General features: G+C 53.1%; 14 protein-coding genes and 2 riboswitches. Of the genes, 9 read left to right on the top strand and 5 right to left on the bottom strand.

What is annotated here, in order from left to right:
* Positions 1-118: 118 nt before the first annotated feature.
* Entirely contained in the window at positions 119-1,408 is a 1,290-nt protein-coding gene (locus ABIE48_RS31085) for an ABC transporter substrate-binding protein (RefSeq protein WP_192717566.1), read from the top strand.
* Positions 1,409-1,509: 101 nt separating this feature from the next.
* Here the strand turns inward: ABIE48_RS31085 and speB are convergent, their stop codons facing one another.
* Both speB and speE read right to left on the bottom strand, forming a co-directional pair.
* Positions 1,510-2,379 (bottom strand): agmatinase, encoded by an 870-nt coding sequence (gene speB, locus ABIE48_RS31090; protein WP_089549432.1) that lies wholly within the window; start codon positions 2,377-2,379, stop codon positions 1,510-1,512.
* A 14-nt stretch (positions 2,380-2,393) separates the two neighbouring features.
* A complete protein-coding gene (gene speE / locus ABIE48_RS31095; RefSeq protein ID WP_076176946.1) occupies positions 2,394-3,221 on the bottom strand; it encodes a polyamine aminopropyltransferase in 828 nt (275 codons plus the stop codon).
* A 399-nt stretch (positions 3,222-3,620) separates the two neighbouring features.
* Here speE and ABIE48_RS31100 point away from each other — a divergent pair, with 399 nt between their 5' ends.
* Both ABIE48_RS31100 and ABIE48_RS31105 read left to right on the top strand, forming a co-directional pair.
* Positions 3,621-5,669: a PBP1A family penicillin-binding protein gene (locus tag ABIE48_RS31100; RefSeq protein WP_192717567.1), complete on the top strand. Its 2,049-nt coding sequence runs from the start codon at positions 3,621-3,623 to the stop codon at positions 5,667-5,669.
* Positions 5,670-5,925: 256 nt separating this feature from the next.
* A complete protein-coding gene (locus ABIE48_RS31105; protein WP_192717568.1) occupies positions 5,926-6,591 on the top strand; it encodes a DNA-3-methyladenine glycosylase in 666 nt (221 codons plus the stop codon).
* A gap of 130 nt (positions 6,592-6,721) precedes the next feature.
* Here ABIE48_RS31105 and ABIE48_RS31110 read toward each other — a convergent pair whose 3' ends face one another.
* A complete protein-coding gene (locus tag ABIE48_RS31110; RefSeq protein ID WP_145030068.1) occupies positions 6,722-7,231 on the bottom strand; it encodes a YwhD family protein in 510 nt (169 codons plus the stop codon).
* Positions 7,232-7,383: 152 nt separating this feature from the next.
* Between ABIE48_RS31110 and ABIE48_RS31115 the strand changes: the two genes are divergently transcribed.
* The 6 genes from ABIE48_RS31115 (at position 7,384) to ABIE48_RS31140 (ending at position 13,354) form a co-directional block, all read left to right on the top strand.
* A complete protein-coding gene (locus ABIE48_RS31115; RefSeq protein WP_192717569.1) occupies positions 7,384-9,372 on the top strand; it encodes a M1 family metallopeptidase in 1,989 nt (662 codons plus the stop codon).
* Between the two features lie 10 nt (positions 9,373-9,382).
* Positions 9,383-10,225: a hypothetical protein gene (locus ABIE48_RS31120; RefSeq protein ID WP_089549438.1), complete on the top strand. Its 843-nt coding sequence runs from the start codon at positions 9,383-9,385 to the stop codon at positions 10,223-10,225.
* 273 nt (positions 10,226-10,498) lie between these two features.
* Positions 10,499-10,636: riboswitch (cyclic di-AMP (ydaO/yuaA leader) on the top strand.
* Between the two features lie 4 nt (positions 10,637-10,640).
* The gene (locus ABIE48_RS31125) at positions 10,641-11,108 is read left to right on the top strand and encodes a C40 family peptidase (RefSeq protein ID WP_116234514.1); all 468 of its coding nucleotides are present in this window, start codon (positions 10,641-10,643) and stop codon (positions 11,106-11,108) included.
* Positions 11,109-11,485: 377 nt separating this feature from the next.
* A riboswitch (cyclic di-AMP (ydaO/yuaA leader) is annotated at positions 11,486-11,625 on the top strand.
* Between the two features lie 3 nt (positions 11,626-11,628).
* On the top strand, positions 11,629-12,120 hold the full coding sequence (locus tag ABIE48_RS31130) for a C40 family peptidase (RefSeq protein WP_373309650.1): 492 nt from the start codon (positions 11,629-11,631) through the stop codon (positions 12,118-12,120).
* A 221-nt stretch (positions 12,121-12,341) separates the two neighbouring features.
* Complete coding sequence (locus ABIE48_RS31135; protein WP_192717570.1) at positions 12,342-12,830, top strand: GNAT family N-acetyltransferase; 489 nt, start codon at positions 12,342-12,344, stop codon at positions 12,828-12,830.
* A 164-nt stretch (positions 12,831-12,994) separates the two neighbouring features.
* On the top strand, positions 12,995-13,354 hold the full coding sequence (locus ABIE48_RS31140) for a c-type cytochrome (RefSeq protein WP_089549441.1): 360 nt from the start codon (positions 12,995-12,997) through the stop codon (positions 13,352-13,354).
* A gap of 83 nt (positions 13,355-13,437) precedes the next feature.
* Here the strand turns inward: ABIE48_RS31140 and ABIE48_RS31145 are convergent, their stop codons facing one another.
* Positions 13,438-13,743, bottom strand: a complete 306-nt coding sequence (locus ABIE48_RS31145; RefSeq protein ID WP_076176937.1) for a 4a-hydroxytetrahydrobiopterin dehydratase — start codon at positions 13,741-13,743, stop codon at positions 13,438-13,440.
* A 186-nt stretch (positions 13,744-13,929) separates the two neighbouring features.
* On the bottom strand, positions 13,930-14,223 hold the full coding sequence (locus tag ABIE48_RS31150; protein ID WP_145030078.1) for a hypothetical protein: 294 nt from the start codon (positions 14,221-14,223) through the stop codon (positions 13,930-13,932).
* Positions 14,224-14,249 lie beyond the last annotated feature (26 nt).

The raw sequence follows: 14,249 nt of genomic DNA on the forward strand, positions 1-14,249 counted from the left end.
GTTCACCGATATTCGTAAAATACTGAAACGATTTGTTGTATTGTCTGCTACGCGGTTGTCCCTTGGCTTGGTACCTTAGAGCAAGAAGGAGATCCGTTACTTAAGGGAGGTTCAATTAATGAGAAAATCATGGCAACGTGTTGCCGCAGGCACTGCGGCCGTCCTTATGCTGTCCCTCGTCCTGTCCGCCTGCAGCGGGGTCAAGAAGGAAGAAACCGGAGCTGCGGGCACCGGAAACGGCAAGTCCATCACGCTGCGGATCATGTGGTGGGGTTCACAGGCCCGTCACGACGCAACTTTGAAAGCGCTCGATTTATACTCCAAAAACAACCCGGGTATCACATTCGAGCCGGAATACCAGTCGTTCGACGGATACCAAGACAAGCTCTCGACCCAGTCCGCAGGGAAAAACACCCCGGATATTTTCCAGATGGATGCCGCCTGGTTCAACGACTGGGCCTCCAGCGGCCGGTTGGAGGATCTCTCGTCCATTCCGACGGATAACATCGACAAGGCCCTGCTCGAAACCGGCACCTATCAAGGCAAGCTGTACGCGATGCCGCTCGGCAACAACGCCTGGGGCATGGTATATAACAAGACGATCATGGACAGCCTTGGCGTTCAGCCTCCAAAGACATGGGATGAGTTTTTCGCCATGGCGCGCGACCTGAAGCCGAAATTGGCCAAAGACCAATACCTTACCCGGGATTTGACGGCAGACGGCGCCTCCTACATGTCCTATCAATTGAGCATGAGCAAAGGCTTCTCGATGAGCAAGGACGGAAAGTTCCACTACGACGAAACCACCTGGAAAGATTGGATGAACAAATGGGCACAGCTGCGCAAAGACCATCTCGTGCCTCCGCCGGATGTGACGGTGTCGGATAAGTCGCAGGACGCGCAGATGGATTTGCTCATTCAGGAGAAAATTCTGCTCCGGGGCGCGCATGCCGCGGAATTCGGCGGAACGGACGCCCTGAAACCGGGCGTTATGGCGCTGACGACCCAGCCGCGGGGGACACAGGCGGGCGGATGGCTCAAAGCCTCCATGTATTGGAGCGTCAGCCCCAACAGCCAGTATAAAGAAGAAGCCAAGAAGTTCATCGACTGGTTCGTCAACAGCCAGGAAGCCGGCGACATCCTCGGCACTTCCCGCGGGATTCCTGTCAACAAGACCGTCGCTGATGCGCTCAAACCTAAGTTCACCGATGTCGACAAAAATGCACTGGGCCTGATCAACGAAGTGTCCAAGGACGGGGCCGCGTTCGACCCGGGTCCCGGCAATAAAGGCGGCTGGGCTAATTTCACGAAGGAGTATGATAACATCACGCAGTCGATCATGTTCGGAAAAATCAGCATCGACGACGGCTGGAACCAAATCGTCAAGCTGAGCAAGAGCCTGGACTAGCTTGGCAGCTCTCACAGATGAATCTCGGATCACCATCCTAGCTCGCACAATGACACAACAAAGAAGCACCCGGTTATCATCGGGTGCTTCTTTACGTTCATTTATTTTACAAAACCGAGCAGCATTTCACGAATCAGCTTCGCCGCCACGATCTGGGTCTGCTCCGAATGGTCGTAGACGGGCGCCACTTCCACCAAGTCGCAGCCGACCACGTTGACTTCGGAATTGGCGATCAGGTGCACCGCTTCCAGCAATTCCTTGGAAGTGATGCCGCCCGCTTCCGCGGTTCCCGTTCCCGGCGCCGCTGAAGGATCGAGCACGTCAATGTCGATCGTGACGTATACAGGACGATTACCCATTTGCGGTAGTGCTTCCCGAAGCGGAGCCGCTACGTCGAACGGATAGAAGTTGATGTTCTCGCGGGCATACTGGAACTCCTCGCGCGAACCGGAGCGGATGCCGAATTGGTAGATGTTCTTGCCGCCCATCAGCCCGGCTGCTTTGCGGACCGGCGTCGAGTGCGACAGCGGCTCGCCCTCGTACTGCTCGCGAAGGTCGGCATGCGCGTCGATGTGGATCAGGATCAGATCCGGATACTTCGCGTACATTTGCTGGATGACCGGCCAGGTCACCAGATGCTCGCCGCCGAGCCCAATCGGAAATTTATCGTCGCCGAGCAGTTTGCCCACGTACTCGCCGATCACTTCGAGACTGCGTCCTGCATTGCCGAACGGCAGCAGAAGATCGCCGGCGTCGAAGTATTTGAGATCCAGAATGCTCTTATCCAAGTAAGGGCTGTATTCCTCCAGACCCACGGAAGCCTGGCGGATGTGCGCCGGACCGAACCGGGATCCCGGACGGAAGCTGACCGTGTAGTCCATCGGCATGCCGTAAATGACCGCCTTGGAATTTTCGTAATCGTCCGAGCTGCAAATAAATACGTTGCCCGAATAAGCTTGGTCTAGTTTCATGATGTTGCCTCCCCCTATTTCGTCAGATCTTCCACAAATTTAGGCAATACGAAAGCCGCCTTGTGCAGGCGTGGCGTGTAGTACTTCGTGTCCATCTCCGGAATTTGCGACTCGTCCACCTCAAGCGGATCGTATTTTTTGCTGCCCATCGTAAATGTCCACAAGCCGCTCGGATATGTCGGGATGTTCGCCGCATAAACGCGCACGATCGGGAAAATTTCCTTCACGTCCTTGTTCACCTTTTGGATCAAGTCGGCCTTAAACCAAGGGTTGTCTGTTTGCGCCACGAAAATGCCGTCATCCTTCAGTGCTTCATAAATGCCTTGGTAGAAGCCGCGTTCAAACAGAGGAGCAGCCGGGCCTACAGGCTCCGTGGAGTCAACCATAATGACGTCGTATTCGTTCTTGTGCTCGTGGATGTGCATGAAGCCGTCGTTTACCAGTACTTCCACTTTCGGATCTTCCAGTTTGCCCGCGATGGACGGCAGGTACTTCTTCGAGTACTCGATGACTTTGCCGTCGATGTCGACGAGCACGGCTTTTTCCACTTTCGAATGCTTGATGATCTCGCGGATCACGCCGCCGTCTCCGCCGCCTACGACAAGGACGTGCTTCGGATTCGGATGCGTATTCAGCACCGGGTGCGCCACCATTTCATGGTATACGAATTCATCCTTCTCGGTCGTCATGACCATTCCGTCAAGCAGCAGCATATTTCCAAACTCTTCAGTCTCTACCATGGCCAGATCCTGAAAATCGGTTTTTTCATTTACATACGTTTGTTTGATTTTGGCAGTAATACCGAATGCGGGCGTCTGTTTCTCCGTGAACCACAATTCCATCGTCATTACCTTCTTTCTTTCTCAGGATAAAGGAGGGATTGATCTTCCCTGCCGCATGTTCTCGAGTAGCACGTACATCTTCTTTATTGTACCAAACTGCCGATGTATAAACACATCCTTTGAATTATACGCGATAGAAGAAATTCGTGTAAAGAAACACTTTCCTAACGCTTCGTCCCCTGGCTAAGGCCGCGTCAGCACCGGCTTTTTATCCCTCAGGTGGTCCTGTGTGCCCCCTCGCCCTGTATGACCGGGAGGCCGAGCGCTTTTTCCCGTGAATCCCGGGCCCGGCGTGAATATCTGCTGCCTGCATTTCCCATAATGAAAGTATCAGATTGCTCAGTTCCGCTGAAAAGCTATACATTCCATTCTCTTAAGTAAGGAAAGGGGCTACAGTACATGGCGAACCTATTCACGCGGCGGCCCAAACGGAAAAACCGGTTCCTGTTGATGCTAAAGCTCTTCACCGGCATGATCGTCCTCCTTCTGATCGCGGGGGGCGTTCTGCTCGGCTGGCTGTATCAAAAAAACCTTCCGCTTGCCGATACGGACCGCAATTCGCGCCTTCTGGACAGTCAAGGCGACATTATCGCCACGTTTTCGGCCAGCGGGCGCAGCTACGAACCCATCAAGCTCAATCAAATTTCACCGCTGCTCGTGAAGGCGACCCTGTCGGTGGAGGACCGCAAGTTCTACGGCCATTTCGGGTTTGACCTGGAGGGCATGGGACGCGCGGCACTCGTCAACCTGGAGCATATGGCCCGGGTTCAGGGCGCAAGCACCCTGACGCAGCAGCTTGCCCGTAATCTATATTTATCCCATGAAAAAACATGGTCACGCAAAATCAAGGAAGCCATGTACACCGCTCAGCTGGAGATGAAGTATACCAAGGATGAAATCCTTCAAATGTATTTGAACGAAATTTACTACGGTCACGGCGCTTACGGCATCGAAGCAGCCTCCCTGATGTATTTCGGCAAGCCGGCCAAGGAGCTCGACCTGGCGGAAAGCGCGATGCTGGCCGGGATTCCCAAGGGGCCGACCTATTACTCGCCCTACACCCATCTGGATAACGCCAAGAAGCGGCAGAAGATCGTCCTGGGCACCATGGTGGCCACCGGCGATATTACCCAGAAGGAGGCGGACCAGGCTGCAGCCGAGAAACTGGCGATCAAACCGCAGGGACAGCAGAAGTCCAACCTGACGGCGCCGTATTTTCGGGATTATGTAAAAAATTTGGTGACCAGCCAGCTCGGCATCAGCGAGGACATGCTCGATCACGGCGGTCTTAACATTTATACGACCCTGGACCCGCATGCCCAGGCCGCGGCTGAGGAGGCGGTGGCCAAAGGCATGGATTCAGCCAGCGATTTGGAGACCGCGCTCGTGTCGATTGACCCGCGGAGCGGCTATGTTAAAGCGATGGTCGGCGGCAAGAACTACAAGGAGAGCCAGTACAACCATGCGCTGGCCAAGACGCGCCAGCCCGGCTCCTCCTTCAAACCGATTATGTATTTAACAGCATTGTCTTCAAAGACGATGACGGGTCTCACGACGTTTAACAGCGAACCGACCCTGTTTCACTACGACAACAACCGGAAAACGTATCAGCCCAGCAATTATGGAGACAAATATTTGGGCGAGATCAACATGGAGCAGGCCATCGCGGCCTCGGACAACATCTACGCGGTCAATACGATGCTGAAGGTCGGGGCGGATAACGTGATCGCCACGGCGCGCAAGCTCGGCATCGTCAGCCCGCTTGAGTCCGTCCCCTCCTTGGCGCTCGGGACTTCGCCGATCAGCCCGTTCGAAATGGCGTCCGCCTTTGCGGTGATCAGCAACAACGGCAAGCGGATCCCGCCGGTCGCCGTGCTGAAGATTACCGATGCCGCCGGCGAGGTAATCTACGAGGCTCCCAAGCCCGCCGGCGAGCAGGTCGTCGATCCGGCGGCGGCTTACGTGCTGACGCATCTGATGGAGAGCGTATTTGAATCCGGCGGGACCGGTAACCGCGTATCCTCCATCATGAAGCGTCCCGTGGCCGGCAAAACCGGAACGACCGATACCGACGCCTGGCTGGTCGGATATACGCCGGAGCTTGCGACCGCCGTATGGGTCGGTTTTGACAAGGGCAAAACGATTACGACGACGGACGCCCACCGGGCAGCGCCCATTTTTGCCCAGTACACCGAGAAGGCGCTGGAGAACGTACCGCCCAAAATTTTCACGATTCCTAGCGGCGTCGTCAGTGTCTACATTGATGAAGAATCCGGCAAGCTCGCCACAGCTGACTGTCCCCATAAGAAGCTTGAGGTATTCATTGCAGGTACGGAACCGACCGAATACTGCTCGCTTCACGGGGGGGAGAAGGAACAGCCGGACGTGAAGAACAAGGCCGAGGAACACTCCTGGTGGTCCGACTTTAAGCGGTGGCTGACCGACTAAACGCAGCGCGTTATAAAGGTACGGGGGCTAGACTAGGCTGAGTGCCGCCCGAAAACCATATTTGAAAAAGGGAGCCGGTAAAGCCGCTCCTTTTTTTTGCCTTCTATTGAAGTGCATCGGTTTGGCGGCCCCCTCTCCCAGGGAGCCCAATACACCGGACCAAGGATTCAAGTCATGCTTGCGGGGTTACCTTTTGCCTTTCGCACTGAATTCCGGTTATATATATAGAATGAACTAACCCGAAGAGGTGATCCTGATGATGAACCCGGGTAACGAGGGCGGCCGGCTGATCTCCCCCTCGCTTCTCGCCATGACCGCGCTGGAAGCCGCGCCCCGCCTGCTCGGCCAGACGCTGGTCCGGGAGACCGAAGACGGAGAAATCCGCTGCCGGATCGTGGAGACCGAGAGCTACGGCGGCGCCGAAGACAAAGGGAGCCATGCCTACGGCAACCGGCGCACCGCCCGGACCGAGACGATGTTTGCCGCCGGGGGCTTGGCCTACGTGTATTTAATTTACGGCATGTACCACTGCGTCAACGTTGTCGTCGGCGACGCGGACGACCCGCAGGCCGTGCTCATCCGGGCGGTGGAGCCGCTAAGCGGGCATGACGCCGAGCTGATGCGCCGGTACCGGGGCAGCGTCTCCGGCAAAGCCGCCAACTTGTGCAACGGCCCCGGCAAGCTGTGCCGCGCGCTGCGGATCGACCGCAGCCTGAACGGCTGCGCGCTCCGTCATGCCGACAGCCCGCTGCGGCTTGAATCCGGCGACCGGGCCGATGAGCTCCCGATCATCCAGTCTCCACGGATCAATATTGATTACGCGGAGGAGTACGCCCTCAAGCCGTGGCGGTTTTATATCGACGGCCATCCGTACGTGTCGGTCAAAGCCCCTGAGCCGCTGCCTTTTTCGCTAAGGGGTTAGTTCCGTGCTGTACACGAGTCCCTGTCCCTTCATGCCATGCAAAAAGGACCTGCCCTGCCGACAGATACGAAACACCGTCAGCAGAAAACAGGTCCTTTGTTCTTATAACGAGGAGAGCCCGCGATTTACGCTATACCTCCAGCGCCTTCTTCAGCTCATCCGGCGAAGCTTCCCACCACTGCTCATTATGCGACACCAGCAGGTTCTTCAGCAGCGTCTTTTCCTCAGATCCCAATTCGTCCAGCATAAATTTCCGCTTCAGCGCGGCATCCATCCGGTTCACGTGATCGGCAAGGATTTTCCAGCCCCGTCTCTCTTCTTCATCGATCCACATCTCACTGACCGTGGCACCGCCGTAGAATTGTCCATCCTCGTTCCGGTCCACCGCGACCCATACGATCCACACCTGGCGTCCGTTCGGGACTTCCTCCCGGTTCGGCGTAAAGCGAATGCGGCGCTCCGGCTTGCTCTTGGCGTGCATCGCTCCGATATCGATGACGGCTTCGCCGCGGTCGATAATGACCGGAGAAATGTTGTTCAGATCGATAGAACCTGCCCCAAAACCCATCTTGTGCTTGCTCTTGCCGCTGACGATATTCAGTGCGATGGGCTTCTTGCCTACCTGTTCCTTGTTGTCCATTTCCGATGTTCCTCCTATTTGAAAACAGAAACGCTGCGCTGCGCCTCCGCGATTTGTGGATACCCGTCCAACTTAATTTTATTTTAACTAATAATCGCTGGAAAGCCAACATATACATGCTGTAGATGCTTGTCAACGGGAGGTATTCGTATATGGCCCCAGCACGCGCCAAACTCGTCTTTTTATCCTTTCTCGTTCTTGTACTCCTGATTACGGGAACACTGTGGTTCGTCTTTAAGGATTCGCCCGAGTCCATGCCTTCCTACGCTCCGGATCAGGCCAAGCCTCCAGCGGCTTACAAGCCTCCGTCACCGATGGAGAGCGTCCAGCAGCCGACCGCGGAGGTGCTCAGCAAGCGGGTGGTGGAATATCACATCGATACGACCCTTGATCCGGACAGCCGGGTAATTAAAGGAACCCAGACCCTGACCTGGACCCATCCCGGCAAAAAAACGGTAAACGAGCTGTATTTTCACCTCTATCCGAACGCCTTCGCTTCCATGGATACGACATTTATGAAGGAATCCGGCGGGAAGCTGCGCAATGACACGATGCCTGCCGACGGCTTTGGGTCCATGACACTGACTGCAATGAAGACTGCCGACGGTCTGTCGCTGATGCACCGGATTCAATACGTGCAGCCAGATGACGGCAATACGAAGGACAAGACCTTGATGAAGGTGCGTCTTCCGCGGCCGGTGAAACCAGGCGAAAGCATCACGCTGACCATGCAATTCGAAGTCCAACTGCCCAAAATCTTCGCCCGAATGGGGACCGCCGGTAACTTTGTCATGGCCGGACAGTGGTTCCCCAAAATCGCCGTCTACGAGCCCATAGGAACGCGCGGCCGGACGAGCGAGGGCTGGGACCTGCACCAGTACCACGGAAATTCGGAATTCTACTCCGATTTCGGCATTTACAGCGTCCGCATTCACGTGCCGAAGAACTACACGGTGGCCGCAACCGGTTTCCCGGTGCAGAACTCACAAATCAAGAACGGCGAGAAGATCTATCAGTTCTACGCCGACGACGTACATGACTTTGCCTGGGCCGCATCCCCCGACTTTATCGTCGCCGAGGAGCCGTTCTCTTCAGCGGAGGTGCCCGGGGTCCGGATCAAGCTGTATCTCGATCCCGCCCACAAGGATTTGAAGGAGCGCTATTTCTACGCCGCCAAGGCCGCGCTTAAATATTTCAGCAAATGGTACGGGAAGTATCCGTATTCCACCCTGTCTATCGTCGTTCCGCCCGAAGCAGGCAACGGGGCAGGCGGCATGGAGTATCCAACGCTGATTACGGCCTTCGGGGCCAAGGACGACTCCCCGGGTTACGACCTCGAGCGGACCGTCATCCATGAAATCGGCCATCAGTACTTCTACGGCATGATCGCCAGCAACGAGTTCGAGGAGGCCTGGCTGGACGAAGGCTTCACCTCCTACGCTGAGGATAAGCTGATGGAGCAGGAATACGGCGTCATCCCCAATCTGCCGATCCAGTCCTCGCTCATCGCTTCGCCTGCGCCGCTGACCCAGGACGCCTGGAAATATACGTCGCAGAATCAATATGCGCTGAACGTGTATTACCGCGGCAAGATGGTCCTTAAAGAAATGGAGACGCTGACCGGCGCCCAGACCATGAAGAAAATCATGTCCACCTATGCGAAGAAATACCGTTTCGAACATCCTGCCACGGCTGATTTTCAAAAGGTGGTCGAGCAGGTAACCAGCAAGTCGTGGCAGACCTTCTTCGATCAATATGTATACGGCAGCCAAATGGCCGATTTTTCGGTCGACGAAATTACGGTGCGCAAGGATAAGGATTCGGCGCAGCCCCGGTACGATTCTTTGGTGAAGGTCAGCAAAAAGGGCGGCGATCTGCCGCAGGTGCCGATTCTGTTCACGTTTACGGACGGGCATCAGATCAAAAAGGTTTGGGACGTAAAAAACGCCAGCACCCAGTTCAAGCTGACATACAGCTCCCCGCTGGCCTGGGCCATGATCGATCCCGGCTATACGATCGTGCTGGAAAACAAACATGTGAACAACTACCTGAAGGCGGACATGGATCATAAAGTGCTCCTCCGCTGGAACGTAAGCATTACCAAGCTGATTGAAACCCTGCTTGGAAGTCTGTCCTGGTGAGGTGAGAGCAGTGAAATCCTATATTGTTAACGGTTGGAAAAGCGTCAAAGACCAATTTTATGTCATGATCATCATGTTCCTGTACCAGCTGCTCTGGGGCTACTTCCTGTACCGTCTGATCGATTCGGCGGTTGTGCCGCTGCTGATGCGGTATCCCGATCCCCCGCCGACCGAACTCAGCCAGGTCCTCTATTATGTGGAGGGACAAATGAGCTTGACCCAAAGCAGCACCGTGCATACCTATCTGTGGGTTCTCCTGGGAATGGTCGCCCTCCGCATGCTGCTGACCCCTTTTATCCACGCGGGCATCTTCTACGGCCTGCACCGGGAGCATCAGGGGGAACGCGGACTGTTTTTCTTCCAGGGTATGAAGCTGCACGGCAAAACGGTGTTTCTTTTTCACCTGATCGAATGGGTGCTTATCGCCGCTCCGTTATACTGGATGATCCCGAAGATGTATCCAATCCTGCTCAGCGCGATCCAAAACCATGCCCAGCTGCTTCACTGCATCCCGTACATTGCAGTCTGGCTTCTGTACTGCTACATCGTCCATCAGATGATTCTGTTCATGCAGTTTGGCAAAACCGGTGGAACCAGCATGTTCTCCTCGCTCTGGATCTGCCTGCGAAGCGCGCTGCCGGTCATCGGCATATCCGTTCTGCTGGGCGCGGTCAGCCTGCTCTTGTATGGCATTACCAGCAGTGTCTCTCTGATCTGGGCAGGGCTTGCCACTCTGATTATCCAGCAGGGCTATCATATGGTCAGCTGTATCTTTAAATTATGGAATATCTCCTCCCAATATGATTTGTGGCATCAGCAAATGAACCGTACGAAAAAAAATATTTCGGAATAGTTAAAATTTTGTCATCACTTTAATCCGCTGATAAAAGAAGAACCCCGTCTCTTTCTGTTGAAAAGAGGCGGGGTTTTTGTTGTAAAATGATTGTTAACCATTTGCCAAAGTATAAATCCTCTGTTAAAATAATCCGAGTACGAACTTAGTAACAACTTTGTAATCTTTGCTGTAACGATTTTGACTTTGCTGTAACTGATTTCATCATTTGTCCGTTCATTTGATTGGTATGTAGGATTATAGGTAACTTGTCAGCATGTCCATTTCCGGTGCAATCATCACGAGCCGAATTCCCAGGCACCAGGAAGCGGGGGATCCAATTTTGGGTGAATTGATCTCGCTACAGAGGGATCATAGGGGACCTTCTACCGAATCCTTAAGCTAACCTCGCAGGCATTGGAAGGGGTTTATTTTTTTGAAGAAGAAGTTGGCAGCCGCAGCGCTGGGCCTTACACTTGCGTTCTCCATGGGCACCGGCAGCGTATTTGCGGATTCATCTCTGAATCACATCGTTAACAACACGATCGGCGTTTCTTACAAAACCGGCGGGACAACTACGAACGGCTTCGATTGCTCCGGTTTTACCCGTTACGTGTACCAAAAGCTGGGGTTAACCCTCCCGCGTCAATCCGCTGCGCAGTATAAAACAGGTACCGCTGTTTCCAAAAGCCAGCTGAGAGCAGGAGACCTGGTTTTCTTTAACACCCTAGGCGCAGGCGTTTCCCATGTCGGCATTTACATCGGCAACGGAAAATTCGCGCACGCGTCCTCTTCGAAAGGCGTTACCATCAGCAAACTGAGCCAAAGCTACTACGCCAACCGCTACGTTGGCGCCAAACGGGTCATGAGTACGGCCAAATACCAAGCTGCGGTTTACAATTGATTATCTCTCGAAAACAATGCATATCCAGAACAACCCGCGCCGCTGATTTTTGCCGAAATCGCCCCGCGGGTTTGTTGTTACTTATTAGACGTAAGAACCACCGAAAAGGTAACAGCATTTCAAAAAAATTTTTTAAACGAGTAAATCCACGATTTTCTCCTGTTTTTTCCACCCTTGTCATTTCTTTTACCCACTCGTCCAACAAATAAACATCATTTCCTATAAATTTTCCTACAAATCTTCTTTTTCTGTTAGAAACAATTGCCAAAGTCCGATTCCTTTGTTACAATAGTCCCAGCGATAGTAACAACTTTGTAATCTTTACCTGACACAAAGTTGCGAACGAATAAGAAGTAACAGGGAATTATACATAGTGTAAAAAGTTCATGCCGAATTTCCTCACACTAAGGAAAGCGGGGGAACCAGTTATGGGTGAATTGATCTTGCTCCAGAGGGATCATAGGGGGCCTTCTACCGAATCCTTAAGCTAACCTCGCAGGCGCCGGAAGGGGTATTTTACTTGAAGAAGAAGCTTGCAGCAGCAGTCATGAGTTTCGCCATTGTGCTCACGGTCGGCACAGGAAGCGCTTTCGCAGATTCCAAGATGGATAAAGTGATCGACAGCGCGATCGGAACCAAGTACAGAACGGGCGGAACCACAACAAGCGGATTTGACTGCTCGGGATTTACAATGTACGTATTTGATCAATTGGGCATCGATCTGCCCCATCAGTCTGGTTCCCAGTTCAGCATGGGTTCGGCCGTATCCCGCAGTGATCTGAGAGCAGGCGACTTGGTATTCTTTAATACATCGGGAGCCGGAGTATCCCATGTCGGAATTTACGTCGGCGACGGAAAATTCGCACATGCCTCCACTTCTCGCGGTGTGATCATCAGCTCTCTGAGCGACAGCTACTACGTCAACCGCTACGTTGGCGCCAAACGAATCATGAGTACGGATAAATACAAAACCGCCGCCGTCGATTCCGAGGACGTAGATGACGTCCAGTAATGCAGGTAAAGCAAGGGTACGAGATCCCGTAGAATGAGATTTTTGCCGAAATCTCCTTTTGCGGGATTTTTTGCGGACAGAAATGGGTAACCTTTCCATCCCCGCCCGCTACTCCTCATTTACCCCGCTATTCCGAAATTAAACAGATATCTGGGACAATCCGGAATATTTTTTCTCTAATGTTCAAATCCTACAGGGAGGTCTGGAAGGGAGATCTGCACATGAACCTCCAACATGAGAGCTTCATGATCGTTCCCATGACCCGGGAGCATGCTGAGACCGTCTGCGGCTGGGTGTACGAACCTCCATACGATTTATACGGCTGGCTGCCGTGGGATCAGATGGAGGCGCTTGGCGTCGAATCTGGTGATCCTGAGGTGAGACAAAGCCAATATGTGTCCGTCCTGGATGCTGAACATACCTTGTGCGGGTTCGCGCAGTTCTTTCCCTTGGCAGGCGTGACCCGGCTTGGTGTTGGTATGCGGCCTGATTTATGCGGCCAGGGGCTGGGTAAGAGCTTTATGCAGGCTGTGGTCGGCGCAGCCCGTGAAAAACGGCCTGGGGACGAAATCGACCTTGAAGTGCATACATGGAATAAGCGGGCCATCCGGGCTTACGGGAAGTCGGGGTTTGTCATCGCTGATACCTACCCCAAGCTGACCCCTGAAGGTGAACAGCTGTTTCACTGTATGGTCTATGAAGGGATCTAACTTGAAAATTCCATCATCATAAAAATGGTACAAATTTGTGTATTTTTGGTGGCCCCAAGTTTGGATTCGTTTGCTTTTTTGACACAAACTATTTGATGTGATGGCTTGTTCCGTTATAATGAAGGAATGAAGAATGACAGTTTACATAGAAAGGACGAAAACGGATGCAAAAATGGATCATGAGCGGTGTATTAACGATCGCAGTGGTTATGGCAATTGTGCTCATGTTTACGCTTCCAGGCAAAGAGCAGGTGGCGGAAGAAGAGAAGCCGACCATGCCGGAAGTTACGATGGACGCCGCAGCGGCCGAATCTACGATTAAAGCACAGGGCTGCATTAGCTGTCACGGGGATCAGCTTCAGGGTGCCGTAGGCCCGAACCTTCAAAAGATCGGAAGCCAACTGTCCGCTGAAGAGATTTACACCATTATCACTAAAGGTAAAGGCGGCATGCCATCCTTTAAAGACAAGTTGAAAGCTGAAGAGATCGCCAATGTGGCCCAGTGGTTGGCTGAGAAGAAATAACGGTTGTAACGCATACAGAAACACGCTTTGGAAGAACGGGACGTTCATCGCAAAGCGTGTTTTTATTTGCTGCATTATTCTCGTTACCTTTTTTCGCCGGAACGCATTTTTTCGAACAGTTCGTTAAATTGGTGAGCCTCCTTGACATCCAGGGACGTAATCCCGCCTTCATCCCATGAAGTCAAACGCAGCGTCACATTTTTATAATCAATCGTAATAAAGGGGTGGTGGCCAAAAGCCTCTGAAATGGCCGCAACCTCATCCACAAAGGAAATGCCCTTCATGAAATTGGAGAAAACGTATTTGCGCACGATCCAGCGGCCCTCTTCAAGCTCCCAGCCTTCCAGCTTAGACAAATGCGTTTCTACTTCTTCTTGCGTATATACCATTCTTCCGTTCCTCCCTGAAACCTAACATCCCCGAGGTTCATCAGGATGTGTCATTAATGTATGCTCGGGCGAAAAACCTTTACCCATTGTATTCATCCCTGAATGTAATCATGCTTCTCCAAGGAGAGTACATACGAATAATATCTTACCATGGACAGGTTTAAAAAATCCATCCGGCCCCAGGGACTATATCAGTGAGACTACGGTCAGCTCCTCGTCGCCGATCAAGAGGTTGATCCGGTGATGGTCCTTGTCATACATCACGACACCGCTTCCAACGGTGATGACAGGTTCGGCTCCCAGCGCATAGAACAAATCCTCCGCCAGCGCCTCATGCACCTCACGCTTCTCTTCGATGCCCAGCTGCATCCAATCCTGCTCCGACATTTCAAAAAATAAATAACTGTCCGGAATTTCCCCGACAGCTGCCGTCAAATCGGTCAATATGCCGTCATAGTCACGACCATGCTTAACACCCATGCCATTCCCTCCATATCGAAGTTTAA

The sequence above is a fragment of the Paenibacillus sp. OAE614 genome (assembly GCF_040546645.1).
In the GTDB taxonomy this organism is placed as follows: Bacteria; Bacillota; Bacilli; order Paenibacillales; family Paenibacillaceae; genus Paenibacillus_AQ; species Paenibacillus_AQ favisporus.

Bases quoted from the DNA above. Each gene is read 5' to 3' on its own strand.
- ABIE48_RS31085 (WP_192717566.1), top strand. From the start codon at position 119: ATGAGAAAATCATGGCAACGTGTTGCCGCAGGCACTGCGGCCGTCCTT.
- speB (WP_089549432.1), bottom strand. From the start codon at position 2,379: ATGAAACTAGACCAAGCTTATTCGGGCAACGTATTTATTTGCAGCTCG.
- speE (WP_076176946.1), bottom strand. From the start codon at position 3,221: ATGGAATTGTGGTTCACGGAGAAACAGACGCCCGCATTCGGTATTACT.
- ABIE48_RS31100 (WP_192717567.1), top strand. From the start codon at position 3,621: ATGGCGAACCTATTCACGCGGCGGCCCAAACGGAAAAACCGGTTCCTG.
- ABIE48_RS31105 (WP_192717568.1), top strand. From the start codon at position 5,926: ATGATGAACCCGGGTAACGAGGGCGGCCGGCTGATCTCCCCCTCGCTT.
- ABIE48_RS31110 (WP_145030068.1), bottom strand. From the start codon at position 7,231: ATGGACAACAAGGAACAGGTAGGCAAGAAGCCCATCGCACTGAATATC.
- ABIE48_RS31115 (WP_192717569.1), top strand. From the start codon at position 7,384: ATGGCCCCAGCACGCGCCAAACTCGTCTTTTTATCCTTTCTCGTTCTT.
- ABIE48_RS31135 (WP_192717570.1), top strand. From the start codon at position 12,342: ATGAACCTCCAACATGAGAGCTTCATGATCGTTCCCATGACCCGGGAG.
- ABIE48_RS31140 (WP_089549441.1), top strand. From the start codon at position 12,995: ATGCAAAAATGGATCATGAGCGGTGTATTAACGATCGCAGTGGTTATG.
- ABIE48_RS31145 (WP_076176937.1), bottom strand. From the start codon at position 13,743: ATGGTATATACGCAAGAAGAAGTAGAAACGCATTTGTCTAAGCTGGAA.
- ABIE48_RS31150 (WP_145030078.1), bottom strand. From the start codon at position 14,223: ATGGGTGTTAAGCATGGTCGTGACTATGACGGCATATTGACCGATTTG.